This window comes from Methylobacterium sp. J-076 (assembly GCF_022829405.1).
Taxonomy (GTDB): domain Bacteria; phylum Pseudomonadota; class Alphaproteobacteria; order Rhizobiales; family Beijerinckiaceae; genus Methylobacterium.
The window spans coordinates 1-25,889 of sequence record NZ_JAKSXW010000142.1 but is presented as its reverse complement, the minus strand read 5'-3'; the positions used below and the strand labels follow the sequence as shown (position 1 = coordinate 25,889).

At 71.0% G+C, this 25,889-nt stretch carries 28 protein-coding genes; 14 read left to right on the top strand and 14 right to left on the bottom strand.

The genetic code is table 11. The features are described 5' to 3' along the window. Nucleotide 1: 1 nt before the first annotated feature. From MKK53_RS19365 to MKK53_RS19355, 3 genes are all read right to left on the bottom strand, one after another. Nucleotides 2-919 carry an MBL fold metallo-hydrolase gene (locus tag MKK53_RS19365; RefSeq protein WP_243930393.1) on the bottom strand — a complete coding sequence of 306 codons (918 nt, stop codon included), beginning with the start codon at nt 917-919 and terminating at the stop codon, nt 2-4. A 59-nt stretch (nt 920-978) separates the two neighbouring features. Then, on the bottom strand, nt 979-1,938 hold the full coding sequence (locus MKK53_RS19360) for a DUF2865 domain-containing protein (protein WP_243930391.1): 960 nt from the start codon (nt 1,936-1,938) through the stop codon (nt 979-981). A gap of 273 nt (nt 1,939-2,211) precedes the next feature. Further along, entirely contained in the window at nt 2,212-2,403 is a 192-nt protein-coding gene (locus MKK53_RS19355) for a hypothetical protein (protein ID WP_243930389.1), read from the bottom strand. Nucleotides 2,404-2,583: 180 nt separating this feature from the next. Between MKK53_RS19355 and MKK53_RS19350 the strand changes: the two genes are divergently transcribed. Beyond that, nucleotides 2,584-2,760 (top strand): DUF1328 domain-containing protein, encoded by a 177-nt coding sequence (locus MKK53_RS19350; RefSeq protein WP_007568853.1) that lies wholly within the window; start codon nt 2,584-2,586, stop codon nt 2,758-2,760. A gap of 103 nt (nt 2,761-2,863) precedes the next feature. Here the strand turns inward: MKK53_RS19350 and MKK53_RS19345 are convergent, their stop codons facing one another. Next, nucleotides 2,864-3,100 (bottom strand): NepR family anti-sigma factor, encoded by a 237-nt coding sequence (locus MKK53_RS19345; protein WP_243930388.1) that lies wholly within the window; start codon nt 3,098-3,100, stop codon nt 2,864-2,866. 301 nt (nt 3,101-3,401) lie between these two features. Between MKK53_RS19345 and MKK53_RS19340 the strand changes: the two genes are divergently transcribed. After that, nucleotides 3,402-4,205: a response regulator gene (locus MKK53_RS19340; RefSeq protein WP_243930386.1), complete on the top strand. Its 804-nt coding sequence runs from the start codon at nt 3,402-3,404 to the stop codon at nt 4,203-4,205. Nucleotides 4,206-4,626: 421 nt separating this feature from the next. Beyond that, nucleotides 4,627-4,992, top strand: coding sequence for a hypothetical protein (locus MKK53_RS19335; protein WP_243930384.1), 366 nt, complete (start codon nt 4,627-4,629; stop codon nt 4,990-4,992). 140 nt (nt 4,993-5,132) lie between these two features. Here the strand turns inward: MKK53_RS19335 and MKK53_RS19330 are convergent, their stop codons facing one another. Continuing rightward, nucleotides 5,133-5,321, bottom strand: a complete 189-nt coding sequence (locus tag MKK53_RS19330) for a general stress protein (protein WP_238248473.1) — start codon at nt 5,319-5,321, stop codon at nt 5,133-5,135. Between the two features lie 189 nt (nt 5,322-5,510). On the opposite strand from MKK53_RS19330, the gene MKK53_RS19325 reads away from it, so the two are divergent. Beyond that, nucleotides 5,511-5,708 (top strand): hypothetical protein, encoded by a 198-nt coding sequence (locus MKK53_RS19325; RefSeq protein ID WP_243930382.1) that lies wholly within the window; start codon nt 5,511-5,513, stop codon nt 5,706-5,708. Nucleotides 5,709-5,714: 6 nt separating this feature from the next. On the opposite strand, the gene MKK53_RS19320 is transcribed toward MKK53_RS19325, so the two are convergent. Next, the gene (locus MKK53_RS19320; protein WP_243930380.1) at nt 5,715-6,518 is read right to left on the bottom strand and encodes an electron transporter; all 804 of its coding nucleotides are present in this window, start codon (nt 6,516-6,518) and stop codon (nt 5,715-5,717) included. A 78-nt stretch (nt 6,519-6,596) separates the two neighbouring features. On the opposite strand from MKK53_RS19320, the gene MKK53_RS19315 reads away from it, so the two are divergent. Next, nucleotides 6,597-7,040: a cyclic nucleotide-binding domain-containing protein gene (locus MKK53_RS19315; RefSeq protein WP_243930378.1), complete on the top strand. Its 444-nt coding sequence runs from the start codon at nt 6,597-6,599 to the stop codon at nt 7,038-7,040. A 2-nt stretch (nt 7,041-7,042) separates the two neighbouring features. On the opposite strand, the gene MKK53_RS19310 is transcribed toward MKK53_RS19315, so the two are convergent. Further along, nucleotides 7,043-7,486 (bottom strand): VOC family protein, encoded by a 444-nt coding sequence (locus tag MKK53_RS19310; RefSeq protein ID WP_243930376.1) that lies wholly within the window; start codon nt 7,484-7,486, stop codon nt 7,043-7,045. Between the two features lie 170 nt (nt 7,487-7,656). Between MKK53_RS19310 and MKK53_RS19305 the strand changes: the two genes are divergently transcribed. Next, entirely contained in the window at nt 7,657-8,325 is a 669-nt protein-coding gene (locus tag MKK53_RS19305; RefSeq protein WP_243930374.1) for a L,D-transpeptidase, read from the top strand. Between the two features lie 3 nt (nt 8,326-8,328). Here MKK53_RS19305 and MKK53_RS19300 read toward each other — a convergent pair whose 3' ends face one another. After that, nucleotides 8,329-8,520 carry a hypothetical protein gene (locus MKK53_RS19300; RefSeq protein WP_243930372.1) on the bottom strand — a complete coding sequence of 64 codons (192 nt, stop codon included), beginning with the start codon at nt 8,518-8,520 and terminating at the stop codon, nt 8,329-8,331. A 481-nt stretch (nt 8,521-9,001) separates the two neighbouring features. Then, on the bottom strand, nt 9,002-9,910 hold the full coding sequence (locus MKK53_RS19295; RefSeq protein WP_243930370.1) for a LysR family transcriptional regulator: 909 nt from the start codon (nt 9,908-9,910) through the stop codon (nt 9,002-9,004). A 148-nt stretch (nt 9,911-10,058) separates the two neighbouring features. Here MKK53_RS19295 and MKK53_RS19290 point away from each other — a divergent pair, with 148 nt between their 5' ends. The 7 genes from MKK53_RS19290 to MKK53_RS19260 all read left to right on the top strand — a co-directional run bounded on the left by MKK53_RS19290 (nt 10,059) and on the right by MKK53_RS19260 (nt 21,674). Further along, nucleotides 10,059-11,573, top strand: coding sequence for an ABC transporter substrate-binding protein (locus MKK53_RS19290; RefSeq protein ID WP_243930368.1), 1,515 nt, complete (start codon nt 10,059-10,061; stop codon nt 11,571-11,573). 267 nt (nt 11,574-11,840) lie between these two features. Continuing rightward, complete coding sequence (locus tag MKK53_RS19285; RefSeq protein ID WP_243930366.1) at nt 11,841-12,755, top strand: ABC transporter permease; 915 nt, start codon at nt 11,841-11,843, stop codon at nt 12,753-12,755. Further along, nucleotides 12,755-13,699: an ABC transporter permease gene (locus MKK53_RS19280; protein ID WP_243930365.1), complete on the top strand. Its 945-nt coding sequence runs from the start codon at nt 12,755-12,757 to the stop codon at nt 13,697-13,699. Before MKK53_RS19285 ends, MKK53_RS19280 begins: the two co-directional genes overlap by 1 nt. A gap of 108 nt (nt 13,700-13,807) precedes the next feature. Further along, nucleotides 13,808-15,229 (top strand): M20 family metallopeptidase, encoded by a 1,422-nt coding sequence (locus MKK53_RS19275; protein WP_243930363.1) that lies wholly within the window; start codon nt 13,808-13,810, stop codon nt 15,227-15,229. A gap of 3 nt (nt 15,230-15,232) precedes the next feature. Continuing rightward, nucleotides 15,233-16,852, top strand: a complete 1,620-nt coding sequence (locus MKK53_RS19270) for an ABC transporter ATP-binding protein (protein WP_243930361.1) — start codon at nt 15,233-15,235, stop codon at nt 16,850-16,852. 149 nt (nt 16,853-17,001) lie between these two features. Continuing rightward, the gene (locus MKK53_RS19265) at nt 17,002-18,297 is read left to right on the top strand and encodes an O-antigen ligase family protein (RefSeq protein ID WP_243930359.1); all 1,296 of its coding nucleotides are present in this window, start codon (nt 17,002-17,004) and stop codon (nt 18,295-18,297) included. Continuing rightward, entirely contained in the window at nt 18,294-21,674 is a 3,381-nt protein-coding gene (locus tag MKK53_RS19260) for a PAS domain-containing protein (protein ID WP_243930357.1), read from the top strand. The genes MKK53_RS19265 and MKK53_RS19260 overlap by 4 nt, the downstream gene beginning before the upstream one ends. Nucleotides 21,675-21,696: 22 nt before the next feature. Here the strand turns inward: MKK53_RS19260 and MKK53_RS19255 are convergent, their stop codons facing one another. From MKK53_RS19255 to MKK53_RS19235, 5 genes are all read right to left on the bottom strand, one after another. After that, complete coding sequence (locus MKK53_RS19255) at nt 21,697-22,008, bottom strand: hypothetical protein (protein WP_243930355.1); 312 nt, start codon at nt 22,006-22,008, stop codon at nt 21,697-21,699. Continuing rightward, entirely contained in the window at nt 22,005-22,307 is a 303-nt protein-coding gene (locus MKK53_RS19250) for an EthD family reductase (protein WP_243930353.1), read from the bottom strand. Before MKK53_RS19250 ends, MKK53_RS19255 begins: the two co-directional genes overlap by 4 nt. Before the next feature lie 17 nt (nt 22,308-22,324). Next, nucleotides 22,325-23,656, bottom strand: a complete 1,332-nt coding sequence (locus tag MKK53_RS19245; protein ID WP_243930351.1) for an NAD(P)/FAD-dependent oxidoreductase — start codon at nt 23,654-23,656, stop codon at nt 22,325-22,327. A gap of 193 nt (nt 23,657-23,849) precedes the next feature. Next, a complete protein-coding gene (gene maiA, locus MKK53_RS19240; protein WP_243930349.1) occupies nt 23,850-24,497 on the bottom strand; it encodes a maleylacetoacetate isomerase in 648 nt (215 codons plus the stop codon). A gap of 95 nt (nt 24,498-24,592) precedes the next feature. Next, a complete protein-coding gene (locus MKK53_RS19235) occupies nt 24,593-25,456 on the bottom strand; it encodes an outer membrane protein (RefSeq protein WP_243930347.1) in 864 nt (287 codons plus the stop codon). A 290-nt stretch (nt 25,457-25,746) separates the two neighbouring features. On the opposite strand from MKK53_RS19235, the gene MKK53_RS19230 reads away from it, so the two are divergent. Further along, nucleotides 25,747-25,889, top strand: a 143-nt coding sequence (locus MKK53_RS19230; RefSeq protein ID WP_243930412.1) for a GTP-binding protein, incomplete at its 3' end; no start/stop codon positions are given.

Sequence of the window (25,889 nt, the reverse complement as noted above, 5' to 3'; positions counted from 1 at the left end):
GTCAGGCCGGCCCGTAGCGGCCGTGGAGGAGGGGAGGCCCGTCGCTGGTGGCGAGGCCGCGGGAGACGAGGTCTTCCAGATGCGCGAAGACCGACAGGGCCGCCGCCCCCCGCAGGCGCGGATCGAGCCCCTGGTAGACCGCCGCCACGATCTCGGCGACGCGCTCGTCCCCCGCCGCGAGGCGGGCGCGGATCCCCGCCTCCCGCTGGCGGCGGTGCCCGGCGAGGCCGCGGACGAAGCGGGCCGGGTCCCGCACCGGGCCGCCATGGCCGGGCCAGTAGACTGCTTCCGTCCGCGCCCGCAGCTTGTCGAGGGATTCCATGTAGGCGCGCATCTGCCCGTCCGGCGGGGCGACGACCGTGGTGGACCACGCCATCACGTGGTCGCCCGAGAACAGCGCGTCGGCCTCCGGACAGGCGAAGGCGAGGTGGTTCATGGTGTGGCCGGGCGTGGCGACGGCGCCGAGGGTCCAGCCCGGGCCGGCCACCACGTCCCCGTCCGCCATCTCCCGGTCGGGGCGATGCTCCCGGTCGGCACTGGCGTCGAGGGCGGGCACCTCCCCCTCCCCGAGGGGCCGGGCGGCCCGGTGCGGTCCGCAGCCCAGGATCGGCGCCCCGGTGGCCACCTTCAGGCGCCGGGCACCGGGGGAATGGTCGCGGTGGGTATGCGTGACGAGGATCGCCTCGACGGTCTCGCCCGACAGGTCGGCCAGCAGCGCGTCGAGATGGGCAGGGTCATCGGGGCCGGGGTCGATCACCGCCACCCGGTCGTGGCCGACCACGTAGGTGCAGGTGCCCGTCGCGGTGAAGGGGCCGCGGTTCCCCGCCACCCGCCGCCGGATCAGCGGCGCCACCGCGTCCAGGCGCCCCGGCTCCGGCATCGCCTGGGGGGCGGGGTCAGTGTCGTGCGTCTCTGCCATGGCCGGCATCTAGCGCATTTCGCGCCCACGGGATGCCCCATCCCGGCGCGGGCCCGCCTTCAGCGCGCATAGGGCGAGGGGGCGACGACCCGCGGGCCGGCGCCGTCCGCCGCCCGCACGGGGAGGACAACCTCGCCCGCGCCCGCGAGTTGGACCACCGCGCTGCGCTCGACGGCGCGCAGCTGCTGGCGGAAACTGCGTGCGGCGGACTCCCGGCGGATCGTGCCGACCCGCGCATCGATCGCCCGCACCTGACCGCGCCCGATGGCGGCGCGGCGGTAATCCTGCAGGTCCACCCGGCCGGAGCGGAGGCCGGTGACGACCTGGGCGCTGGTCCCGGTGGCGATGATGTCGCCGCGCCGAAGGGTCGGGTCCGTCTCCAGGGCAGCATGGACCGCCCCGCCCGCGGGCTGGCAGGAGCAATCCGCCACCCGCCGCTGCCGGTAGACGTTGGCGACGGCCGAGGCCCGGTAGGGCAGGCCGCTTCCGCTGACGGCGCGCTCCAGCTCGGTCTCCCCCGCCGCGAGGGTGTAGACATCGGTGGCAGCGTGCGGACAGGCGGCGGCGCAGCCGGACTTGTGGAGCGGAAGGTCCGCCGGATCGCGCAGGCTGCCGAGGGGGAACAGGTAGCCGTCGCAGCGGCGGACGCAGACCGTCCTGTCGCCGCTGCGTCCGGGGGACAGGGCGGCGACCTCCACCGCCTTCGCCCGGCGGCGACGGGGCCGGTCCTCGTGGTCGAACGAGAAGGATTCGGGCCGTGGCGTATGGGCGACGCGGCGGGGGATCCGGTCGAGCCGGTGGGACGGGAGGGCGTTGTACCGGGTGGGCGGCGGCGGGGACCGAAGCTCTGCCTGCCGGCGGGCGCCGCCGCCGAACAGCATCTCGAAGAAGCCGGCCACCCCGTCCCGCTCCGAGGCCTTCACGAGGGAGCTTCCCACGCAGACCGAGCCGAGGCCGAGGATGAGGCCGGCCAGGGCGGTGCCGATCATCTGCCGGCGGCCCCCGCGCGAGGCCACCATCCCGGCCACACGTGCCACGACACGCCGGGGGGACGCGCCCCAGCCCCCCACGATATTCGGCACGATCATCCCCGGCCCACCCGCGCCCCGGCGCAAGGGCCGGATTAGACGCGCGGAATCGCACCGGGCAACACCGGTAAACAACTGATGAATGCAGGATTCGCCGGTTCTGTATCGGTCGGATACCAGCCAGCGATCGCGTATGGCAGAATTCGGCGGCTCGGACGTGGCCGAACCGGTCTCTCACTCCCGCCGGTACGGGGTGGCGAAGCCTCAGATCCGACGCTGGCCGCCGGACCGCACGCGGACCGGGATCGGCTGGAGGACGGGGGCCGGCATGAGGCCCCGGACGATGCTGGCCACGAAATCCGACGCGGCTTTCCCGAGCCCGGACAGCCGGTCGGGAATGCCGCCAGCGCCCGTACGCGTTCCCTTGCGCATCGTCTTGAACTCGAAAGCCGGCATCGCTTACTCCGCGAAGGTGCTTCAGACCTTGTGACGAACGCCGGGCGGTCCTGACTGTTCCTCGATCCGTCCCGGTGCGACGCCTTGCGACAGATGGGAACCGGACCCGAAACTTGGCGTTTTCAAGGCAATCACCGCACGGGCCGTCGGCCGTGCCGGAGCTTTGGAAGGATCTTCGCGATGCTGGGTTGGGCCGTTACTTTCCTCGTCGTCGCCCTCGTGGCCGCTCTGCTCGGGTTCGGCGGTATCGCCGGCACCGCCATGGAAGCCGCGAAGCTCGTCTTCTTCGTCGCCATCGTCCTGTTCGCCATCTCGGCGGTGGTCGGCCTGATGCGCGGCCGTTCGCCGACACTCTGACCGGTCCATCGGGATCCGGATACGGAAAGGGCCGCCCCTCGGGGCGGCCCGCTTCGTTTTCGGCGAGGGCGGATCGGATGGATGGGAAGAGGATCGGTGGGCTTCAGCCCTGGTCGTGCTCGGAGGCGTCGAGCCGCGCGATGAGTTCGGCGAAACGGTCGGGGACGGGCTGGCTCGCCACGGAATCGTACATCGAGCGCAGTTGCAGGGCGATGCGGTCGCGGATCTGTGGAGTCAGGGAGACGCCCTTGGACGCGCCGGGCCGCGGCTCGTGACGTGGGTTCTCGTCATCGTGGGATTCATTCTCGGGGCGATCGACCAACGCTTCACCTGATTCCATGCCTGCGAGAAGTCCGGAGTCGGACGAGTGTGTCCGGAGATCCTGGTCAGATCTCTCCACCGTCATCCAAGCGCCCCTTGTTGCGCGCTGCTGCGAAGCCACATTGTGCTGCGGCGCGAGTTACGTCATGGCTTCGGCGGCAACGTCCGCCCTTCGGTTCGGTTCCGCTTTTCGCGGAACGGAGCTGTCGCACTCGCGTTGGGCGAAAGGCCAAGGATCATAAGCCGCGGCCCAGGCAGCGTTCCCGATCATGTCGTGTCGGGCGTTGCCCGAGGCCAAAGGCGAGGCACAGGTAGAGAGAATGTCGACATCGCAACTCGTGGTGCAGCATCTGCCGTACCTGCGCCGCTACGCGCGCGCGCTGACCGGCAGCCAGGTGGCGGGTGATGCCTACGTGGCGGCGACCCTTGAGACCCTGGTCAACGAACCCGATACGCTCGGGCGCAGCACCAACATCAAGGCGGACCTGTTCCGTGTCTTCACGCGGATCTGGAACTCGCTGTCGGTGAACGGCCGCAGCGAGCAGGTCCAGCACGATCTCCCGGCGGAAGTCCGCCTCGGCCAGATCACGCCGCTCCCCCGGCAGGCCTTCCTGCTGTCCTGCCTCGAGGGCTTCTCGGAAGAGGATGCCGCCACGATCCTCGGCGTCGATGTCGCCGAAGTGCGGGACCTCGTGGACGAGGCCGGCCGCGAACTGGCCGCCGACATGGCGACCGGCATCCTCATCATCGAGGACGAGCCGCTCATCGCCATGGATCTCGAGGCGCTGGTCGAGGGCCTCGGCCACAACGTGATCGGCGTCGCCCGGACGCGCAGCGAGGCGGTGAAGATCGCCAGCAGCGAGGCCCGTCCCGGCCTGATCCTCGCCGACATCCAGCTCGCCGACGGGTCGTCCGGTCTCGATGCGGTGAACGACCTGCTCAAGACCTTCGAGGTGCCGGTGATCTTCATCACCGCCTATCCCGAGCGGTTCCTTACGGGCGAGCGGCCGGAGCCGGCCTTCCTCATCGCCAAGCCCTTCCAGCCGGCCAACGTCTCGGCCGTCATCAGCCAGGCGCTGTTCTTCCAGCAGACCGCCCGGCGCCGGGAAGCCAAGAGCGCCTGATACGAGAGCGCCCGACCGCCCGACACGTCGCGCGCCACCCTGCGAGCCCCGGCCCCCCGGCCGGGGCTTTTTCGTGCCCGCGATCCAGCCGCGGGCGTCCGGACACAAAGAAACGGGCCGGAGCGTACGCTCCAGCCCGTCGAAAAGGTTCCGGCCGATGCACAAGGGGATGCGGGGAGGACCAAGTGGCCGGGGTTGTGGAGAGAACGGCGGGGCGGCATCGCGGTTCCGTCATTTTGATGGGCGGACGTGTTTTTCGTGTCACAGCGCCGGGCTGTGGATAGCGGGAGCGGGGCGGCGCCCGCCGGCCGAGCTGCGGTGCGAATACTGACTCATTAAAGAAGCGTGACAGTCGAGGAACCGGTCAACGGGAGCGACGTTATTAGAACATCCTGTCAAGCTCCTCGTGAGGGTCACGGTGATGCAGCGGTCTGGTTTCATCTTCGGGATCGGTGCTCCGGCTGTTCTTCTCACCGTGCTGGCACAGCCGGTGGTGCGGACCACCGCCGACCAGTGGTCGCCCCTCGTCCCCATAGCGGCGCCGGCAACGCCTTCGGTCCTGCCGGGCATGCGGCCCGCGTCCCTGGCCCTGAGCCCGACCCGCGTCGCCGGGATCGACCACGGAACCCGTGACACCGGCCCGGTGGCGATCGGCGTTCAGGAACCCGATGGCATGACGCCGGCCAAGCCGGCCCGCCGCTTCCAGCGCGAAGGCTGCGAGGCGCCCCTCAGTTCCCTGGTCGGCCCCGAGGCCCGCCGCATGGTGCCGGGGCGCTGCATCTCCTGAACCACCCCCCCCCAATCCGCCAGGTCGACAGGAACCCCGCCCCGTGCGGGGTTTTTTCGTGGGCGGGAGCGGGGAGGCAAAAAAACGGCGCCGGTCCTTGGGGGACGCGGCGCCTTACGCAACTTCACTCACACGCCGAACTATTCGCCGCGGCCGGTGCCGGTCGACTGCCCGCCCTTGCGACCCGCCGACGAGGCCAGTTCGCGGTCCTGCGAGAAGGAGCGCTTCTCGGCCGGCACGCTGCGGCCGCCCTTGCTTGCGATCTCGCGCTGCCGCTCGATGTTCATCGAGGCAAAGCCCCGTTTCGAGGTCGAGTTTCCGGATGCCATCAGTTCCTCCTCAGGCTTCGCTGCACTCGGCAACAACCTTCAGCAATAACCAAGGTTCCTGCTAGGCCTGCCAGCTGAGCCGGAAACGCCGGCTGAGCTTGGCGGCAACCCTGCACCTCCCGGAAACGTTGGCGAAGACAAGTCGGCTGGCGTGCATAAGTCGACACTTGCAACGCAGGATCTCACCGCATGACCAATCGCAATATGGTGAACGGAGAGGCGGCGAAGGTGGAGCCCAACACGGCACCGCTGCCCCCCATGCCGGCGCCCGAGGATGCGAGCCGCCCGACCACCCGAGAGGACCCGATCGATTCGCCCCAGCCGAACGCCAGCGCCAAGCGCGACGCGCCCGATTCTGAGAAGCAGGGCCTCGCCACCCGTCGCTGACGGGCCTCAGGCCGCGCTGTCCTGTCGCCGTCTCACCCGGACGAGCACGAGGATCAGCATCGCGATGGCCACGATGGTCATCGCCCCCGACACCATCAGGATCCGGCCGACGAGGGGGGCGTAGACCCCCTTCGCCGCATCGTAGCCGTAGCAGAGCAGGGCGAGCCGGTCGGACAGGGTGCCGACCCGGCCCTCGCCCGCCTCGGTGAGGGCGAGGCGCAGGTCCCGGCCGTCGAGGGCCAGGGGGGAGAGCACGCGGGAGACCCGCCCGTCCCCGGTCAGCAGCAGTGCCGCGGCGGGGTGGGCGAAGCTGTCCGTGTCCCGGTCGTAGGCGTAGCGGTAGCCGAGATCGCCGGTCAGCCGGGCGATTCCCCCCGCATCGGCGACGAGGAGGACTGGGCCCCCCGGCCGGTCGCCCCAGATCGCGGCGGTTCGGTCCCGGGCGGTCGCGGCGTCGTCCTTCGGGTCGATCCCGACGAGGACGAGGCGCCTGTCCTCCGGGCGCAGGCCCGTGGCGGCGAGGGCATCCGCCGAGAGGCCGATCATCGGATCGCAGACATTGCCGCAGGTGTAGTCCACCGGCAGCAAGAGGACCGGGCGCCCGTCGAGCACGGCGCCGAGGCGGGTCGTCCGGCCGTCCCGGGCATCGGTCACGGGGAGGTCCATGGGCGCCTTCGCCCCCGGCGCCGGGGCGGCGGCGACCCGGTCCAGTTCGGCCCGGGCGAGGCGTGCCTCGGCGGGGGTGCCGGCCGCCAGGAGGACGCAGGCGAGGGCGGCCGATGCGGCGAGGCGGCGCGTGGGGCTGGACAAAGCCCGGCCGAGCCGCATGGATGGGTGCCCCGGGCCTTGGTTCAGTTCCCGGTTGTCCTCCCGGTCGTGGAGCCACTTATGACCCTCGACACCGAGGTTTCGTCCCTCCGGCAAGTCCCGCTGTTCCGCGAGGTGGAGCCGGCGCGCCTCAAGCTCCTCGCCTTCACCAGCGAGAGGGTACATTTCGAGCCCGGCCAACGGTTCTTCGCCCGGGGCGACGTGTCGGATGCGGCCTACGTCATCCTGGAAGGCAGCGCCGAGGTCAGCATCGACGGGCCGGTGGGCCCGGTGCGCCTCGCCCTGCTCGGGGCGGACGCGCTGGTGGGGGAGATGGGCATCCTGGCCGACCAGCCCCGTTCGGCCACCGTCACGGCGGAGACCGCCGTCACCGCCCTGCGCATCGACCGGGGGGTGTTCCTCGAACTGCTGGCGCAGTTTCCACAAATCAGCATCGCCCTGATGCGGGTCCTGGCGACGCGCCTCGAACAGACGAACCAGGCGCTTGCCGAGAGCCGGGGCTGAGGTCATTCGGCCGGGTAGGTGATGAATTCGAGGAGCGATCCGTCGGGATCGCGGAAGTAGACGCTCCGGCCGGCGCCCGCCGCCCCGTGGCGTTCGACGGGGCCGAGTTCCACCGGGGTGCCCGAGGCTTCGAGGTGGGCGATGGCCTCCTCCACCGTGCCCGACCAGCGGAAGCACAGGTCGCTGTTGCCGGGCAGGACCGGCTGCGCCGCCACCGGCTCGGCCTTCACGCCCGGGCCGTGGCAGTTGAGCTGGACGCCGCCGAACCGGTAGGCGAAGCCCGCCCCGCGGGCGACGATCTCGGCCCCGACCACGTCCCGGTAGAACGCGTTCGACCGGTCCCAGTCGCTGACATGGATGACGCAATGGTCGAGGTGGATCGCCGGCCGCAGGTGGGCGACGGAGGCCTCGACGGCATCGGCGGGTTCGGTCTGCGTCTCGGGCATGGATGGCCTCCCCGGGATGCCCCGCGCCCCGGCGTGGCGAACCCTGTTCTGAATTAGGGCGCCGGCATGGCCGCGCGTAGCGCCGTTCCACCCCGGATGCGGCGCAAAAGCTACATCGGCGCGGGCGGCTTCAGGTTAGGCACGGCCTGGAACAGTGCAGAAGGAAGGTCATGGCCGCTCCACGCCCGAACATCCGCCGCCCGATCCACGCGGTGATTCTGGCATTGACGGCCACGGTTTCCCTCGCCGGCTGCCAGACCCGCCAGTCCCAGCTTGCGCAGGACGACGACTCGGCCTGGTACATCGGCGCCAAGGCCGACAAGCCGTTCGACATCCCCCTGGTGGATACCGGCCGGCTCGATCCGAAGTACCGCCGGCAGACCGTGGCCTATACGGGCCTCGAGGCGCCGGGCACGATCGTGGTGGACATCGACCAACGGCAGCTCTTCCTCGTGCAGGAGGGCGGCACGGCGCTGCGCTACGGCGTCGGCGTGGGCAAGGCCGGCTTCTCCTGGAGGGGCGAGGCGCGGGTCGGCCGCAAGGGCGTCTGGCCGGATTGGAGCCCGACCCCGACCATGGTCTCCCTGCACCCGGACCTCCCGCGAACCCGCAAGGGCGGGGTCGACAACCCCCTCGGCGCCCGGGCCCTGTATCTCTACCAGGGCAACCGCGACATCCTGTTCCGCATCCACGGCACCAACGAACCCTGGAGCATCGGCGAGCAGATGTCGTCGGGCTGCGTGCGCATGTTGAACGAGGATGTGGCGGACCTGTACGAGCACGTGCCCGTCGGCACCCGCGTTCTGGTCAAGCGCAGCGGGCGGGGCGCGCGGAGCTGACGCTCAGCTCGACGGGCTCGCGGCCGCCTCGCGCTCGGCATCGGCCTGCGACCCGTCGGTCCCCAGCACCGTCGCCGCGGTGAGGCCGCCGTGCCGGGCCTCGTCCGGGTCGGGCGGGCCGATCACATGGCCGGCCACGACGACGAAGGCGAGGGCTGCGGCAAAGCCGTAGGCGATGGTCGTGAGCGCGCGCATGTCAGGTCAACATTCGGCCGAGTCCACCGTTCCCCGCATGGCGTCGGCTCGGTGTCCTTGAGTCTGCGGTCCGCGGCATCCGCCCCATCGCCGTGATGGGTTTGGGCCGGCCGGCGCCTTACCCCCATCGGGGCCGTCCCTCAGGGAAAGCCGACGAAGGCGAGCGCCAGGGCCAGCAGGGCGAGGCCGACGCCCATGAGGACCAGGGCCGTCCACCGGGCTTCGTCCGCCTCCTTGCCGGCCCGTTCGCTCACCGCACCAGCCCCGCCATCATCGCGGTCAGCCCGAACAGCAGCGAAATCAGTGCTGCGGCGAGTAGGGCCCGGTCGATCGATCGCGCCCGCGATTCGTCCATGTCGTCCTGAAGCATCGTCCGGCCCTCCCGAGGTGAAATGTGCGGGGGCGATGTTTCCGGCCTATGTCGAATATTGCCATGGTGCCCGCCGTGGCGGGCGGGGGACGCGGGAAACCCGGGGAACCCCTACGGCGCCAGCTCCCGCGCCGGGGGCAGGGCCGCCCGGATGCGGCTCACGAAGGCCTGGACCGAGCGGGGCAGGCGCCGGCCGCGCATCGCCTGGATCTGGATCGTCCGGGTGAGGGGCATGCGCGAGCGGATCGTCAGGCTGATGATCTCGTTCAGCCGCAGCGGCGTCTGCACCGGCAGGGCCGACATCAGGGCGAGGCCCCGGGAGCGGCGCACGAAGGGCAGCAGCGCCGAGAGCACGTTCGCCGTCAGGACCGGCTCCACGACGATCCCCTCCGTCTGGCAAGCGGCGTCGAAGACGAGGCGGACCGTGGTGTCCCGGGTGGGGAGGGCGAGGGGGTATTTCGGCATATCGGAGAGGTGCAGCGACGGCTGCCCCGCGAGGGGATGGTCCGGCGCGGCCAGCGCGATCATCTCCACCGTGCCGTCGTAGAGCACATCGACGCCCTCGGCGGGGCTCATGGCGAAGGTGATCGCCACGTCGGCCTCGCCCTGCGCCACCAGGGTCGTCGCCTGGGCCGGGGGCAGCATCGACACCTCGAACCGGATGCCGGGATAGTCCGCGTGGAAATCCGCGATGACGTTCGGGATGATGTCGAGGGCGAAGCCCTCCGAGCAGGCCACGCGGATCCGGCCCCGGGCGAGGCCCTCGATCTCGCGGATCTCCATGACCACCTGGTCCGCCCGCACCAGCACCTGGTGGGCGTGCCGGGCGAGGAGTTCGCCGGCCGGGCTCAACGCCATCCCCCGGGGCAGGCGTTCGAACAGCACGCAGTCGAGTTCGGCTTCGAGGTTGGCGATCTGCCGCGAGATCGCCGAGGCGGCGACGTTGAGCTGCGCCGAGGCCGCCGCGATCGAGCCGGCGCGGGCCACGGTGAGGAAGTAGCGCAGGCTCGTGGTCTGCATGGGCCCCCATTCCCGACCTGCCCTGCCGAACCGGCAACGCATCCATCGCCAAATTCTACTTGTTGCGATGGTTTCTGCACAACATGCTGGCACGGTGAAAAAAGCGGCATGGGCCCTGAGGCCTTTCCGCGTTGTGGAGCAGACCCGTATGCCGCCACGCACCCTTGCCGCCGCGCTGATCGCCAGCCTGATCGCCGGCCCTGCGCTCGCAGGAAAAGCCAACGACACATTGGTCTACGCATCCGATTCGGAGCCAGAGAACGTCAGCCCGTACCATAACAGCGCCCGGGAGGGTGTCATCCTCGCCCGGAACTGCTGGGATACGCTGATCTACCGCAACACCAAGACCGGCGCTTACGAGCCGATGCTGGCGACCAGCTGGAAATGGGTCGATGAGACGACCCTCGATCTGGTGATCCGTGAAGGCGTTACCTTCCACAACGGTGATGTCCTCGGTCCCGAAGACATCGCCTTCACCTTCAACTACGTCCTCACCCCGGAGGCGCGCACCGTGACGCGCCAGAACGTCGACTGGATGAAGTCGACGGAGGTCACAGGCCCGCACTCGGTGCGGATCCACCTGAAACAGCCGTTCCCGGCGGCCCTCGAATACCTGGCGGGCCCGACGCCGATCTTCCCCGCCGGCTATTTCAAGAAGGTCGGGCTCGATGGGTTCGCCAAGGCGCCGGTGGGCAGCGGCCCCTACCGGATCGTCGCGGTGGACAGCGGGCGCGGCGTGAAGTTGGAGCGGTTCGCGAAATACTGGCCCGGCAGCCCCCTCGGGACGCCGAAGATCGGCAAGCTGGAGTTCCGGGTCATCCCCGACGGCGAGAGCCGGGTGGCCGAGCTGATGACCGGCGGGGTCGACTGGATCTGGCGGGTGCCGAGCGACCAGGCGGACCAGCTCAGCGCCGCGCCGAACATCACGATCCTCAATTCCGAGACGATGCGCGTCGGCTTCCTGCAGTTCGACACCCTCGGCCGCGCCAAGGAGAACTCGCCCCTCAAGGACGTCCGCGTCCGGCAGGCGATCTCCTACGCCATCGACCGGAAGGCGATGGTGGACAACCTCGTCCGTGGCTCGTCGCGGGTGATGAACTCGCTGTGCTTCATCGACCAGTTCGGCTGCGTCGATCAGGGGGTGATGCGCTACCCCTACGACCCGGCCAAGGCCAAGGCCCTGCTGAATGAGGCCGGCTACGCGAACGGCTTCGAGATCGATCTCGGCGCCTACCGGGAGCGGGACTACGCCGAGGCGGTGATCGGCTACCTCGGGGCGGTGGGCATCAAGGCGCGGCTCAACTACCTGCGCTACGCCGCCTTCCGCGACAGCCTGCGGGCCGGCAAGGTCTCCATCGGCTACCAGACCTGGGGCTCGTTCTCGGTGAACGACGTCTCGGCCTTCGCGGGGGTCTACTTCCGCGGCGGCGAGGAGGATCTGACCAAGGACCCGGAGGTCATCGCCGACCTCCAGGCGGGCGACACCGCCTCCGACCCGGACAAGCGCAAGGCCGCCTACGCCAAGGCGCTGGGGCGGATCGCCTCCCAGGCCTACGCCCTTCCGATGTTCTCCTACTCCACCAACTACGCCTTCACCTCGGACCTGTCCTTCACCGCCCAGCCCGACGAGGTGCCGCGCTTCTACGCCGCCTCGTGGAAGTGACGGCGGTGGCTCCTTCCTTCTCCCCCGGCGCGGATCGGCGCGGGACCCCGCCGCGTCCTGCCACCCTCAACGTCTTCGCGAGCGCCAGCGACGCCATCCAGGGCAGCGGGACGTCCCGGACCGGGGCGGATCCCTGGATCGCTTCGCTGTGCGCGCAAAGACGGGGTCGGCAGGTGGGGACGGCCGGGGGCGCCCCCTCGTCCACCGATCCCGGCAGACGCGCGGCGCCCGCCCGCGCGCCCTGCCGATCCGAAGGAGCCTAGCACCATGCTCGCCTTCACCCTCCGGCGGATCCTCGTCGCCCTGGCCGTCGCCTTCACGGTGGCGGTGGCGAGCTTCCTCCTCCTGCACCTGTCGGGGGACCTCGCCACCGCCATCGCCGGCCCCGAGGCGACCGCGACGCAGATCGAACAGATCCGCCGGGATTACGGGCTCGACCAGCCGCTGCTGGCACAGTTCCTCACCTGGGGCTGGCGGGCGCTGCACCTCGATTTCGGGAACTCGTTCTACTTCCGCGAGCGGGTGATCGACCTGCTGGCCGCGCGGTTGCCGATCACCCTCTATCTCGGGATCATCGCCCTGTCGGTGGCGCTGTTCGTGGCGATCCCCCTCGGGGTGATCGCCGCCGTGAAGCGGGACACCTGGGTGGACCGGCTGGCCCTGTCGGTCTCGGTGCTGGGGCAGGCGATGCCGAGCTTCTGGTTCGGCCTGACGCTGATCCTGATCTTCGCGGTGAACCTGCGCTGGCTGCCGGTCTCCGGCAACGCGACGTGGAAGCACTTCGTCCTGCCCGCGGTGGCGCTGGGCTACTACGCCATGCCCGCGGTGATGCGCCTGACCCGGAACGGGATGCTGGAGGTGCTGTCCTCCGACTATGTCCGCACCGCCCGGGCCAAGGGCCTGCCGCCGCGCAAGATCCTGGTGCGGCACGCCCTGCGGAACGCGGTGATCCCGGTGATCGCGCTGGCGGCGGTGCAGTTCGGCTTCATGCTCGGCGGCTCCATCGTGATCGAGGCGGTGTTCTCCCTCCAGGGGCTCGGGCAGCTCGCCTGGGAATCCATCGCCCGCAACGACTTCCCCGTGGTCCAGGCGATCGTGCTGGTTCTGGCGATGATCTACATCTGCCTGACGCTGGCCGCCGACCTGCTGAACGCCTTCCTCGATCCGAGGCTTCGCCAGTGATGACCCTGCCCCGCGATTCCGCGGCCCTCGCCGCCCCGAACCTGCCGCCGGACGCCGAGGCCGCCCCGGCGGTCCCGGCCTCCCAGCGCTCCCCCGGCGCGATCGTCCTCGGCCGGTTCCTGCGCCACGGCGGGTGCCTCATCGGCGGCGGCCTGCTCGGGCTGATCGTGCTCGCGTCCCTCGCCGCGCCGCTGATCGCCCCGCACGATCCCTACGCGCAGGACGTGTCCCGCCGGCTGATCCCGCCGATCTGGCACGCCAAGGGCACCTGGGACCACATGCTCGGCACCGACAAGCTCGGCCGGGACTATGTCAGCCGCCTGCTCTACGGCGGCCAGATCTCCCTGCTGATCGGCCTCACCGCGGCCCTGATCTCCGGGGCGATCGGCACCTTCCTCGGGGTCTGCGCCGGCTATTTCGGCGGCCGGGTCGATGCCCTGGTGAGCTACGTCGTCACCACCCGCCTCGCCCTGCCGGTGGTGCTCGTGGCGCTGGCGATGGCCTCCCTGGTGGGGGGCTCGCTCAAGGTGGTGGTGCTGGTGCTCGGCTTCCTGCTCTGGGACCGCTTCGCCGTCGTGGCCCGGGCGACCACCCAGCAGATCCGCAACCAGGACTTCATCAGCGCTGCCCGCGCCTCCGGCCTCACCGACCTGCGGATCGTCCTGCAGGAGATCCTGCCCAACATCGCCAACGCGCTGATCGTGGTCGCCACCCTGGAGATGGCCCACGCCATCCTGCTGGAGGCGGCCCTGTCCTTCCTCGGCCTCGGCGTGCAGCCGCCGCTGCCGTCGTGGGGCCTGATGATCGCCGAGGGCAAGCAGTACATGTTCTTCCAGCCCTGGGTGATCACCATCCCCGGCGTGGCTTTGCTGGTCCTCGTCCTCGCCATCAACCTGCTGGGCGACGGCCTGCGCGACGTCACCGCCCCCGAGGCGCGGACCTGAAGCCTCCCCCCGCGCCGCCATCGCGCGCGGGGTGAATGCGGGGCGCTTCCCAGGGCGCGCTCCGCTCCGCTCGCACAGACGGCCACTCCAGTTCCCGAGAGCCCCCTCATGACGCGCCACGACGCCATCGCCCGCGCCACCGCCCATTTCGATGCGGGCGGCTACCTCGCCCTCCTGCGGCAGGCGGTGGCGATCCCCACCGAAAGCCAGCGGCCCGACCATGCCGGGCAGCTCCATACCTACCTCGCGGACTTCATCGGCCCGCTGATCGGGCGGCTCGGCTTCACGGACCAGCGGATCCTGCCGAACCCGAACAGCGCCCACGGCCCGTTCCTGATCGCCACCCGCCACGAGGGCGACGACCTCCCCACGGTGCTGATCTACGGCCACGGCGACACCGTGCGCAGCTACCCCGAGCAGTGGCGAGACGGGCTCGACCCGTGGTCGGTCACTGTCGAGGGCGACCGCTGGTACGGGCGCGGCACCGCCGACAACAAGGGCCAGCACGTCCTCAACCTCGTCGCCCTGGAGCAGGTGATGGCGGCCCGCGGCGGCCGGCTCGGCTTCAACGTGAAGCTGCTGATCGAGATGGGCGAGGAGCTGGGCTCGCCGGGCCTGCGGCCGTTCTGCCGGGAGCAGGCGGCGGCCCTGAAGTCCGACGTGCTGATCGCCTCCGACGGGCCGCGCCTCAACGCCGTGCGGCCGACGCTCTTCCTGGGCTCGCGCGGGGCGTACAACTTCGAGCTGGCGATCCACCTGCGCGAGGGCGGCCACCATTCGGGCAACTGGGGCGGGCTGCTGCGCAACCCCGGCACGGTGCTGGCGAGCGCCATCGCCTCCCTGGTCGATGCCCGCGGCACCATCCTCCTCGACAGCCTGCGCCCGCCGCCGATCCCGGAGGGCGTCCGCGCGGCGCTCAGCGACATCCGCGTCGGCGAGGATCCCAACGCCCCGGCGATCGACGAGGAGTGGGGCGAGCCGGGCCTCACCCCCGCCGAGCGGGTCTTCGCCTGGAACGCCCTGGAGGTGCTGGCCTTCCGCACCGGCGATCCGGACGGGCCGGTCAACGCCGTGCCGCCCCATGCCAAGGCGGTGATGCAGCTGCGCTTCGTCGTCGGCACGGACTGGCAGAACCTGCTCGCCAACGTCCGCGCCCATCTCGACGCGCACGGCTTCACGATGGTCTCGGTCGGCCCCGCCCGGGCGGCGGAGGTGTTCCAGGCGACGCGGCTTCCTGTGGAGGACCCGTGGGTCGGCTGGGCGCTCGGCTCCATCGAGGCGAGCAGCGGCAAGGCGCCGGCCCTGCTGCCGAACCTCGGCGGCTCGCTGCCGAACGACGCCTTCTCCGAGATCCTGGGCCTGCCGACCCTGTGGGTTCCGCATTCCTACCCCGCCTGCCAGCAGCACGCCCCGGACGAGCACCTCCTCGCCTCCGAATCCCGTGAGGCGATGGCGATCATGGCCGGGCTGTTCTGGGATCTCGGGGAGGACGGCCCCGCCATCCTGCGCCGCCGCGCCGGGGGAGCCTGAATCATGTCCGAACCCGCCGCCGCGCCGGTCGTGCGCATCCGCGACCTGACCATCGCCCTGCCCAAGGGCGCGGACCGGCCCTACGCCGTCGAGGGGCTGAGCCTCGATCTGGAGGCCGGCAAGATCCTCTGCGTGGTGGGCGAATCGGGCTCCGGCAAGTCGATGAGCGCCTACGCGCTGACCGGCCTGCTCCCCCGTGCCCTGACCGTTTCCGGCGGCTCGATCACCTTCGAGGGGCGGGAGCTTCTGGGCCTGACCGAGGCGCAGTGGCGGGAGCTGCGCGGGCGCAGGGTGGCGATGATCTTCCAGGAGCCGATGACCGCCCTCAACCCGGTCATGCGCATCGGCGACCAGATCGCCGAGATGTACGAGGCGCACGGCCTGTTCACCCGGGCCGAGCGGCAGGAGAAGGTGGTGGCGCTCGCCACCGAGGTCGGCCTGCCGAACCCGGCGGAGATCGTCCGGGCCTATCCGCACCAGCTCTCCGGCGGCCAGCGCCAGCGGGCGATGATCGCCATGGCGCTCGCCCTCGAACCCTCGGTGCTGGTGGCCGACGAGCCGACCACCGCCCTCGACGTCACCACCCAGGCGCAGATCCTCAAGCTGATCCGCGAGTTGCAGCGGCGCCGGGGCATGAGCGTGATGTTCATCACCCACGATTTCGGCGTGGTGGCCGACATCGCCGATCAGGTGGCGGTGCTCCAGCGCGGCAAGCTGGTGGAGTTCGGCCCTGCCGCCGCGGTGCTGCACGATCCGCAGGCGCCCTACACGAAGGCGCTGCTCGCGGCGGTGCCGACCCTCAACCCGCCGAAGCGGGCCCCCCTGGACGGCGCCCCGGTCGCCCTCTCGGTGAGCGGTTTGAAGAAGACGTTCATCACCAAGGCGAGCTGGTTCGGCCCGCCGCGGGTGGTGAACGCGGCCAATGCCGTGACCTTCGACGTCCGCCGGGGTGAGACCCTGGGCCTCGTGGGCGAATCCGGCTCCGGCAAGTCCACGACCGCGCGGCTCGCCATCCGCCTGATCGAGCCCGACGGGGGCACCATCCGCGTCGGCGACCTCGACTATTCGGCCCTGGCGCCCTCCGCGCTGCGCAGCGAGCGCCGCCGGATCCAGATGATCTTTCAGGACCCCTTCGCCTCCCTCAACCCGCGCCGCACGGTGGGGCAGATCATCACCGCCGGCCCCATCGCCCACGGCATGCCGGGCAGGCAGGCCCGGGCCAAGGCCGAGGAGCTGCTCGCCCTGGTCGGCCTCGACCCGCGAGCCTACGACCGCTACCCGAACGCCTTCTCCGGCGGGCAACGCCAGCGCGTCGGCATCGCCCGGGCGCTGGCCATGGAGCCCGACGTGCTGGTGGCGGACGAGGCGGTCTCGGCCCTGGACGTCTCGGTCCAGGCGCAGGTGCTGGCGCTGCTGGAGGACCTGAAGAAGCGCCTGTCGCTCGCCATGCTGTTCATCACCCACGACCTGCGGGTGGCGGCCACGATCTGCGACCGGATCGCGGTGATGCACCGGGGGGCCGTGGTGGAGCTGCGCCCGACCGCCGAACTCTTCGCCGCGCCGGCCCACGCCTACACGCGCAGCCTGCTCGCCGCCGTGCCGGGCGCCCGGGCGGCGGGGTAGGGCCCCTCGCGTCGGGCTTCCGGGATGTCGCTCCCGGATGGTCCTGCAACCCGGGGCGGGCGATCCGCCCCGGCGTTACCCGGCCGAAACCATTTGTGCGCGATAGAGGCGGCGTGGGCCCGCGTCTCCGGCCCGCGGAGTCGCGTATCATGGCTCACGCCGCCGCCCCCGCCGGGGCCCTCGCCGCAGCGCCCGGCCTGCCGCTGATCGATGCGGTGCGCGCCGTCGCGGGGGCGATGTTCGCAGCCTTCGTGTTCTTCGCCTGCTTCGCCTTCTCCGACACGTCGCCCTACGACGTGATCGCGATCCCCACCATCGCCCTGTGGCTGTGCCTCGGCCTGCGGCTGCACCGGGGCGTGCTGCCCCTGGTCGCCCTGCTGGTGCTCTATCCGGCGGCGATGATCGCCAGCCTGCTGCCCTTCCTCGACGAGGAGTTCCCGGTCACCTGGACGGTCCAGCTCGTCTACCTGTGTACGACGGGGGTGTTCTTCGCGATGGTCTTCGCCGACGACACCCATGCCCGGATGGAGCTGGCCCTGAAGGCCTACACGGCGAGCTGCCTGTTCTCGGCCATCGCCGGCATCGTCGGCTATCTCGACCTCCTGGGAGTCGAGGACCTGTTCTACCGCTACGGCCGGACCTCGGGCACCTTTCAGGACCCGAACGTGTTCGGCTCGTTCCTGACGCTCGGCGCCCTCTACCTGATGCACGCCCTGCTGACCGGCACCGCCCGGCGGCCGGCGCTGAGCCTCGCGGGCCTCCTCGTGATCCTCGCGGGGATCTTCCTATCCTTCTCCCGCGGCTCCTGGGGCGGCACCGTCGTCGCCGTGACGGTCATGGTGGTGTCGGTCTACGCGGCGAGCGGGTCGGCCCGGCTGCGGCGGCGGATCGTGCTCCTGACCCTGGCGACCCTCGGGCTCGGGCTCGTGGCCGTGGCCGGGCTGCTCTGCCTCGACTCCGTCCGGCAGATGTTCGAGACCCGCGCCGCCCTCACCCAGGATTACGACGAGGGGGAGACCGGCCGCTTCGGCAACCAGCTCCGGGGCATCCCGATGCTGATGGAGCGGCCCTTCGGGATGGGGCCGATGCACTGGCGCCTCGTCTTCGGCCTGGAGCCGCACAATTCCTACATCGGCTCCTTCGCCAACGGCGGGTGGTTCGGCGGTGCCGTCTTCATCCTCCTGGTCGGCGCCACGACCGTCGTCGGCTTCCGGCTCATCACCCGCCGGTCGCCCTATGCCCGCCATGCGCAAATCGTCTGGCCTGCGCTGTTCATGTTCTTCCTCCAGGCATTCCAGATCGATATCGAGAAGTGGCGCCACGTCTACATGATGCTGGGCATGGTCTGGGCACTGGAGGCGGCCCGCCTGTCGTGGCACAAGCGGCGGAGGACCGGGGCAGTCGATCCGGAGGCGTGGCAATACGGGACGGTGCGCGGCCGATGATACAGGACCCGACGCAGGACATCCCTCAGTCCCCCCCTGGCCCCGGGCCGGCCCGCGACGAGGCCGCCCGGATCGAGGCCCTGGCCGCCCTCGGCATCCTCGGCACCGCGCCGGAGCCGCATTTCGAGGCGGTGTGCCGGATCGCCCGGCGCGTGTTCGGCGTGGCCGGCGCCTTCGTCGCCATGATGGGCGACGAGCAGGTCTGGCTGAAGACGCCCTGCGAGCTGATCCCCACCACCGCCCCCCGGCGCCAGACCTTCTGTCACTTCACCGTCGAGCGGGGCACCACCATCGTCGCGCGGGATACCCGCGAGCACCCCGATTTCCGCGACCTCGCCGCCGTGCGCGGCGAGGGGGCCGTGCGCTTCTACGCCGGCATTCCCCTGGCCCTGGAGAAGGGGCTGCCGGTCGGCACCTTCTGTCTCGTGGACACGGTCCCGCGCGACTTCACCGACGAGCACGCCGCCACCTTCGCCGACCTCGCCGAGACCGTCATCGCCCATCTGCGGCTGGCGCACGCCAATGCCGAGCGGACGAAGGCCGCCGCCGTGGTCCAGGCGCGCGAGGCGGTCATCTTCAAGCAGAACGACGAGATCGAGCTCAGGGCCCGGGCGCAGGAGAGCGCCGACGCCCAGCTGATGATGGCCGAATGGCTCGCCTCCATCGGAACGTGGCAGGTCACCCTGGCGGACGGGCGGGTGACGTGGTCGCCCGGCCTGTTCCGGATCAGCGGGCTCGATCCGCAGCAGCCCCCGCCCAACCTCGCCCAGCTCGCCGCCTACTATCACCCCGACGACCGCGAGCGCGTCCAGGCCGCCGTGGCCGCGGCGGTGGCCTCGGGGGACTCCTTCGCCTACGAGGCGCGGATCCTGCGGCCCGACGCCTCCACCCGCGACGTGGTGGTGCGGGGCGTGTGCCAGCACGACGCCGACGGGACGGCGATCGGCCTCGTCGGCGTGCTGATCGACGTCACCGAGATGCGCCGGGTGCAGGACGCCGTCCGGCGCAGCGACGTGCGCTACCGCGGCCTCGCCGAGAGCCTGCCCCTCCTCGTGTGGACCATGCGGGTCAGCGACGGCGAGGCGACGTATCTCAACGCCCAGTTCCGCGCCTATTACGGGCCGATCGGCGCCGCCCGGGCCGAGCGCCTCGCCCGCAACCATCCCGATGATTCCGCGGCGATGCAGAAGGCCTGGGAGCGGGCCCTGGCGACCGGACAGGGCTATTCCGGCCAGTGGCGGATCCGCCGCCACGACGGCGTGTACCGCTGGCACCAGATCTCGGTCTCGCCGATCCTGCTCGACGCCAGGGGCGACATCCTCGAATGGTTCGGCACCGCCCTCGACGTCGATGACATCGTCACCGCCCGCATCGCCGTGGAGGATGCGCGCCAGCTGCTCGGCCTCGCCCTGGAGGCGGCGGGGGCCGGCACCTGGGATTGGGACATGCAGACGGGCCTCGTGAGCCTCGCGCCCGAGAGCGCGCGGATGCACGGCCTGGAATGCGGCCCCGGGGAGACCTGCCTGCTCTCCGCCGCCGAGTGGACCGCCCTCCTCAACCCCGACGACGCCGCCGACGCCTGGAACGAGGTCCGTCGGGCGATCGATTCCCGCACCACCTACGCCGCCCAGTTCCGCGCCGGGGATCGGTGGATCTACGCCCGGGGCCGCACCGTGTTCGGCGATGCCGAGCGCCCGGTGCGGATGGTCGGGCTGCACCTCGACATCACCGATTCGAAGGCGACCGAGGCGGCGCTGCGCGCGGCGACCCACGATGCCGAGACGGCCCGCGCCGAGGCCGAGCGGGCGAGCGCGGCCAAGAGCAACTTCCTGGCCGCCATGAGCCACGAGATCCGCACGCCCCTGAACGGGATCCTCGGCTACGCCGACCTGCTGCTCGAGGGCGACACGCTGGTGGGCGAGGACAGGCGGCGCCTCAGCCTGATCCAGAATTCGGGCACCGCCCTGCTCACGGTGGTGAACGACGTCCTCGACTTCTCGAAGATCGAGGCGGGGGAGCTGGCCCTGGAGGCCGTGGCCTTCCCCCTCGTCTCCCTCATCGAGGCGGCGATCTCGATCGTGCGCGGCGGCGCGCTGAAGAGCGGCTTGGCGATCAGGGTCGATCTCGACCCCGACCTGCCCCGTTTCGTGGTGGGCGATTCGAGCCGCCTCCAGCAGGTGCTCCTGAACCTCCTGAACAACGCGGTGAAGTTCACCACGGTCGGCTCCGTCACCTTGAGCGTCCGGCGCCGGGGCGGCGGCCTCGCGCCGGAAGGCCGGCCGGGGGAGGCCCTGCACTTCGCCGTCACCGATACGGGCATCGGCATCGCGCCGGCCGACCAGGCGCGCCTGTTCCGGCGCTTCAGCCAAGTGGACGGCTCGATCAGCCGGCGCTTCGGCGGCACCGGCCTCGGCCTCGCCATCTCCCACCAGCTCGTGACGCTGATGGGCGGCGAGATCGGGGTCGATAGCCGGGAGGGGGAGGGCTCGACCTTCTGGTTCACCCTGACCCTTCCGCGCGGGGAGCAGCCCGCCCTGTCCCCCGCCCAGCCCCGGCGCGACATGCCGGGCACCGTGGCGGCGATCACGGGCGGGGCGGTGCCGGAAAAGACCCGCACCCTGCGGCTGCTCCTGGCCGAGGACGTCGCCATCAACCGCGAACTCGCCTGCGCCGTGCTCGAATCGCAGGGCTACGAGGTCGCCGTGGCCGTCGATGGGGGCGAGGCCTTCGCCGCCGTCGAGGCCGCCTTCGCCATGGGGCTCGATTTCGATCTGGTGCTGATGGACGTGCAGATGCCCGGGGTGGACGGGCTCGCGGCCACGCGCCGGATCCGCACCCTCGCCCCGCCGGCCTGCGACGTCCCCATCGTGGCGATGACGGCCAACGTCCTGCCGGAGCAGATCGAGGAATTGCTCCAGGCCGGGATGGACGATCATGTGGGCAAGCCGTTCCGCCGGAACGACCTCTGCGCCATGATCGAGCGGTGGACCGCCCCGGGGGCGCGCAAGCGGCTGGCCCGGCCGGAACCCGTGGTCCCGCCGGATCCGGCCATCGACCCCCAGGCCCTCGACGCCGAGGTGCTCGACGCCATGCGCCTGCGGTTCGGGCCGGACCGGGTCGATGGCCTGCTCGACATGCTGGCCGGCGAGCTCTCGCAGCGGTTCCGGCTGGCCATGAACGACCGGCAGGAGATCGCCCACGACGCCCACGCCATGGTCTCGGCGGCGGGGATGCTCGGTTTCGCGGGGCTGTCGGAACTCTGCCGCGAGCTGGAGGCCGCCGCCCATGCGGGCGGCGACCTCTCTCAGCTGATCCGGCGCCTGGAGGTGCAGCGGGCCAAGACCCTGCGGATCATCCGCACGATCAGGGCGGCGTAGCCCGCCGCCGCCCCGCGGTCCCTCAGACCGCCGTCTCGTCCTCGTCGTCGAGGGGGTCGGCGGTCCAGGCCGTGGCGAAGGCCGCGAGCTGGCGCGAGTCGCCGAAGGCGGCGACGGTCAGGGTCCGGGCGGCCGGGGGGGCGCCGGGGTAGGGGCTCAGCAGCACGTCCACCTGGGCAAGGCGTCCCCCCGGCGCATTCGCCTCGATCCAGGCCAGGGCCTCGGGGGTGAAGCGATCCGGTGCGGCCAGCGCCCGGGCGTCGCCGCGCAGGACGAGGACGTAGGGGCCGAGCGCCGGCTCGGCCTTCTTCACCGCTTCGATGACGTCGATCACGCGAAGTCGTTGAGTTGCACCTGGGCCCGGGCCTGGGTGAAGTTCGGGATGTCGGCGAAGATCTCGGCCCCGTGCGCGGCGGCGGCCTTGCCGAAGGCGTCGGCCGACTCGAACTTCAGAAGGGCCATCACCTGGAACGGGGCCGGGCCGCCATCGGGCGTGCCCTTGCCCGTCACCACGGTGGCCTCGTGCAGGCCGAGGCCGGACCAGCGCTCGCGCACCAGCGGCATGTGCGTGTTCAGGTAATAGCCCATGTCGAAGGGCGGGCCGGCCGGGTACATCACGCTGACGAGGATCATGGCGTTCTCCCTGGAGTCTAGTGCAGCTTCACCCGCGAGACCGTGCGACGGGTGAGGGCGCGGGCCATCGCGTCGATGGTCGTCTTCACCGTACCGTGCAGCGCGCGCTCGTGCATCTTGTAGAGCGAGCGGTACATCATGCGGGCGAACAGGCCGACGATCAGCATGTTCTGGCCGCGGATGAAGCCCATCAGGCTCCCCACCGTCGAGTAGTGGCCGAGCGACACGAGCGAGCCGAAATCCCGGTACTTGAACGGGGTGAGGGGACGCCCGGCGATCTTCGCCTCGATCTGCCCGATCAGGTGGGTGGCCTGCTGGTGGGCCGCCTGGGCCCGCGGCGGGATCGGCCGGTCGGAGCCCGCCTCCACGAGGTAGGCGCAATCGCCCATGGCGAAGATGTCGGGGTCGTGCGTGGTCTGCAGGGTCGGCGTCACCACGAGCTGGTTGGTGCGGGTGGTCTCCAGGCCGCCGATCCCCTGCAGGAAGGGCGGCGCCTTGACGCCCGCCGCCCAGACGACGAGCTCCGAGGGCAGGAAGGTCCCGTCGGCCAGGGCGACGCCGTCGGCCCGCACCTCGGTCACCCGGGCCTTGAGCCGGACATCGACGCCGATCTTGGCGAGCATCTGCATCACCTCGGCGGAGAGCCGCTCGGGCACGGCGGGCAGGATCCGGTCGGCCGCCTCCACGAGGGTGATGCGGATGTCCTTGTCCGGATCGATCTTGTCGAGGCCCGTGGCCACCACGTGGCGCAGGGTCCGGTACAGCTCGGCGGCGAGTTCGGTGCCGGTGGCGCCCGCGCCGATCACCGTCACGTGGAGCTGGCCGGGGCGGACGGGCCCCGCCTGGGTGTGCGCCCGCAGGCTGGCGTTGACGAGGCGCTGGTGGAAGCGCACCGCCTGCTCCTGCGTGTCGAGGGCGATGGCGTGCTCGGCGACGCCGGGCGTGCCGAAATCGTTGGTGGTGGAGCCCACCGCCACCACCAGCGTGTCGTATTCCACGACCCGCTCGGGCGTGACCTGGCGGCCCTCGGCGTCGAAGCTCGGCGCCAGGGTGATCTGCTTGGCCTGCCGGTCGAGCCCGATCATTTGGCCGATCCGGTAGCGGAAATGGTGCTGGTGGGCGTGGTGGAGGTAGTCCACGGCGTGGTGGCCCACATCGAGGCTGCCCGCGGCGACCTCGTGCAGCAGCGGCTTCCAGATATGCGTGCGCGCCCGGTCGACGAGCGCCACCTCCGCCTTCCCGCGCTTTCCGAGGCGGTCGCCGAGCTTGGTCACCAGTTGCAGGCCCGCGGCGCCGCCGCCGACCACGACGACACGGTGACGCCCAGTTTCGCTTGCCCTTGCCGCCATGGATGCCTCGAGGATCGCGGCGCCGGGTTTTATCGCCGCCGATGGGAGAACTTGAATAGACTTACGCAGCACGGGATTGCCAGTTCTTCCCGCGCGGCGACGCGCCGCGATTTTTATCGGAGTCGAAGTCCGGCCCCGGCCCGCCGGACGGCTTATTCCTGCCGATCGCCCGGAGACTTCGGCGGCGACCGCCTCACGGCTGCGGGGCGCCCGGTTGGCGCAGGGGGTGGGCGTCGGCGAAGGCCGGGATCTCCAGGCAGGTCTGCGCGATCCTGCCCACCGTCGGGAACGGCGCGGTGTCGACGCCGAAGATCCCGGTCCCGACCCACAGGCTGACGAGGCAGAGGTCGGCGTGGCTCACCGCGTCGCCCTGGCAGAAGCGCCCCGTCCCGGCCTCGGAGGACAGGCGGGTCTCCAGGGTCTTCAGGCCCGTGCCGAAGGCGTGGCGCACGAAGGCCATCATCCGCTCCTTCGGCAGCCCGTACTCCTCGGTGAGGAAGGTGCGCACCCGCGGCACGTAGAGGGGATGCGTGTCGCAGGCCACGAGCTGCGCCAGGGACCGCGCCCGCGCCCGCGCCCGCGGGTCCTCCGGCAGGAGGCGCTGGCCGCCCTTCGTCTCCTCGATGTAGTCGAGGATCGCCAGGGACTGGGTGAGCGGCGGCCCGTCGCCGTCGAACAGGGCCGGCACCGCGCCCTGCGGGTTGATCGCCCGGAACTCCGGCTTGTGCTGGTCGCCGGCATCGAGGTCGATGAAGGTCTCCTCGTAGGGGAGGCCCTTGAGCTTCAGGGCGATTCGCACCCGGAAGGCGGCGGCCGAGCGCCAGTTGCCGTACATGTGCATGGGAGCCACTCCACCGAAGGGACCACGAAAAAGGGCGGGCGCCGCATCCGGCACCCGCCCTTTTCTAGCGCGGAGAATCCTCTCCGTCAGAGGTCCTAGAAGCCGCCGAACTTGTAGTTGAAGCCAGCGCGGACGATGTTGCCCTCGGTGCGGAAGCGCGAGACGTAGGCGCCGGTGCCGACGCCCGAGACGGCGTTCACGAGCACGTTCTGCGTGCCGAGGTCGTAGTGGATGTACTCGGCCTTGATGGTGATGGCGTCGTACTTGATGCCGAGGTAGCGGCCGACGGCGAAGTTGCTCAGGAAGCTGTCGGTCGGCAGGGCGTACTCGATGCCGCCGCCGTAGGCGTAGCCGGTCTTGAAGTCGTCGTAGCGGCCGGCGAACTGCAGGGCCCCGGCCGGGTTGTAGAAGTTCGCATCGTGGAACACGTTGCCGTAGGCGAGACCGCCGGTCCCGTACACGAGCACGCGGTCGAAGGCGTAGCCGACGCGGCCGGTCAGGGTGCCGAGCCAGTCGAGGCTCTGGCGGAACTGGCTGGCGTTCGGCGGGCCGCCGGCGACGTTCGGCGCACCGAGGACGAAGCGGTTCTTGGTGATGTCCGTCCAGTCGATGCTGTTGGCGATACCGACGACGATGCCCGAGCCCGGCGTGAACTGGTAGTTGTAGCCGGCGGTGCCGCCGATGTTGGCGATGCCGTCCTGCGAGGTCGTCACGGCGCCGGGGCGGCGGCCGAGGGCGACGTTGGTGGCGTTCGCCGGGAGCACGCCGGTGGTGGTGATGCGCTGGTTGTCGGTGAAGGTGTAGGCCGACTCGAGACCGGCGTAGAATCCCGTCCAGGTGAAGACCGGCACGGGGGTGAAGATCGGCGGCGGCGCGGCGCGGCGCGGAAGGTCGGCGGCGCCGGCGGCGGTCGCGAGGAGGGCCGAAGCGGCGGTGGCGAGGAGGACTTTCTTCATCATTGCGGCGAGACCCGGTGTTCTGTTCTGAATGCCTATGTGGCCAAGTTAATCGCGGCAACGGAAGTCGCCTATGCCCTTAAAGACACAGTAGCTTCCGAAAGCGGGGCCGTGGGGGTGGCGGCAGCTGCCGGCCGGCGTCGCCTTGACGGCGGCCCGCGGATTCGGCGCGGCCCTTGATCCGGGCGGACCAACCTTCTAAGCGTCCGGCGCTTTTCGCCCCCGTCAAGCGTCGGGGGCGGCCGAGCTGGATCCGGGGCGCCCGCGTTGCCCCCGCCGCAGGAACGGGAATCATGGGCAAGGAAAAGTTCTCCCGCAACAAGCCGCACTGCAACATCGGCACGATCGGTCACGTGGACCACGGGAAGACGTCGCTGACGGCGGCGATCACGAAGGTCCTTGCGGAGACGGGCGGGGCGACGTTCACGGCCTACGA

Bases quoted from the DNA above. Each gene is read 5' to 3' on its own strand.
- MKK53_RS19310 (WP_243930376.1), bottom strand. From the start codon at position 7,486: ATGCCCGAGACGCAGACCGAACCCGCCGATGCCGTCGAGGCCTCCGTC.
- MKK53_RS19330 (WP_238248473.1), bottom strand. From the start codon at position 5,321: ATGGCATCCGGAAACTCGACCTCGAAACGGGGCTTTGCCTCGATGAAC.
- MKK53_RS19260 (WP_243930357.1), top strand. From the start codon at position 18,294: ATGATACAGGACCCGACGCAGGACATCCCTCAGTCCCCCCCTGGCCCC.
- MKK53_RS19315 (WP_243930378.1), top strand. From the start codon at position 6,597: ATGACCCTCGACACCGAGGTTTCGTCCCTCCGGCAAGTCCCGCTGTTC.
- MKK53_RS19345 (WP_243930388.1), bottom strand. From the start codon at position 3,100: ATGGAATCAGGTGAAGCGTTGGTCGATCGCCCCGAGAATGAATCCCAC.
- MKK53_RS19285 (WP_243930366.1), top strand. From the start codon at position 11,841: ATGCTCGCCTTCACCCTCCGGCGGATCCTCGTCGCCCTGGCCGTCGCC.
- MKK53_RS19305 (WP_243930374.1), top strand. From the start codon at position 7,657: ATGGCCGCTCCACGCCCGAACATCCGCCGCCCGATCCACGCGGTGATT.
- MKK53_RS19235 (WP_243930347.1), bottom strand. From the start codon at position 25,456: ATGATGAAGAAAGTCCTCCTCGCCACCGCCGCTTCGGCCCTCCTCGCG.
- MKK53_RS19295 (WP_243930370.1), bottom strand. From the start codon at position 9,910: ATGCAGACCACGAGCCTGCGCTACTTCCTCACCGTGGCCCGCGCCGGC.
- maiA (WP_243930349.1), bottom strand. From the start codon at position 24,497: ATGCACATGTACGGCAACTGGCGCTCGGCCGCCGCCTTCCGGGTGCGA.
- MKK53_RS19245 (WP_243930351.1), bottom strand. From the start codon at position 23,656: ATGGCGGCAAGGGCAAGCGAAACTGGGCGTCACCGTGTCGTCGTGGTC.
- MKK53_RS19250 (WP_243930353.1), bottom strand. From the start codon at position 22,307: ATGATCCTCGTCAGCGTGATGTACCCGGCCGGCCCGCCCTTCGACATG.
- MKK53_RS19355 (WP_243930389.1), bottom strand. From the start codon at position 2,403: ATGCCGGCTTTCGAGTTCAAGACGATGCGCAAGGGAACGCGTACGGGC.
- MKK53_RS19365 (WP_243930393.1), bottom strand. From the start codon at position 919: ATGGCAGAGACGCACGACACTGACCCCGCCCCCCAGGCGATGCCGGAG.
- MKK53_RS19300 (WP_243930372.1), bottom strand. From the start codon at position 8,520: ATGCGCGCGCTCACGACCATCGCCTACGGCTTTGCCGCAGCCCTCGCC.
- MKK53_RS19360 (WP_243930391.1), bottom strand. From the start codon at position 1,938: ATGGTGGCCTCGCGCGGGGGCCGCCGGCAGATGATCGGCACCGCCCTG.
- MKK53_RS19275 (WP_243930363.1), top strand. From the start codon at position 13,808: ATGACGCGCCACGACGCCATCGCCCGCGCCACCGCCCATTTCGATGCG.
- MKK53_RS19265 (WP_243930359.1), top strand. From the start codon at position 17,002: ATGGCTCACGCCGCCGCCCCCGCCGGGGCCCTCGCCGCAGCGCCCGGC.
- MKK53_RS19270 (WP_243930361.1), top strand. From the start codon at position 15,233: ATGTCCGAACCCGCCGCCGCGCCGGTCGTGCGCATCCGCGACCTGACC.
- MKK53_RS19335 (WP_243930384.1), top strand. From the start codon at position 4,627: ATGCAGCGGTCTGGTTTCATCTTCGGGATCGGTGCTCCGGCTGTTCTT.
- MKK53_RS19325 (WP_243930382.1), top strand. From the start codon at position 5,511: ATGACCAATCGCAATATGGTGAACGGAGAGGCGGCGAAGGTGGAGCCC.
- MKK53_RS19280 (WP_243930365.1), top strand. From the start codon at position 12,755: ATGACCCTGCCCCGCGATTCCGCGGCCCTCGCCGCCCCGAACCTGCCG.
- MKK53_RS19290 (WP_243930368.1), top strand. From the start codon at position 10,059: ATGCCGCCACGCACCCTTGCCGCCGCGCTGATCGCCAGCCTGATCGCC.
- MKK53_RS19340 (WP_243930386.1), top strand. From the start codon at position 3,402: ATGTCGACATCGCAACTCGTGGTGCAGCATCTGCCGTACCTGCGCCGC.
- MKK53_RS19350 (WP_007568853.1), top strand. From the start codon at position 2,584: ATGCTGGGTTGGGCCGTTACTTTCCTCGTCGTCGCCCTCGTGGCCGCT.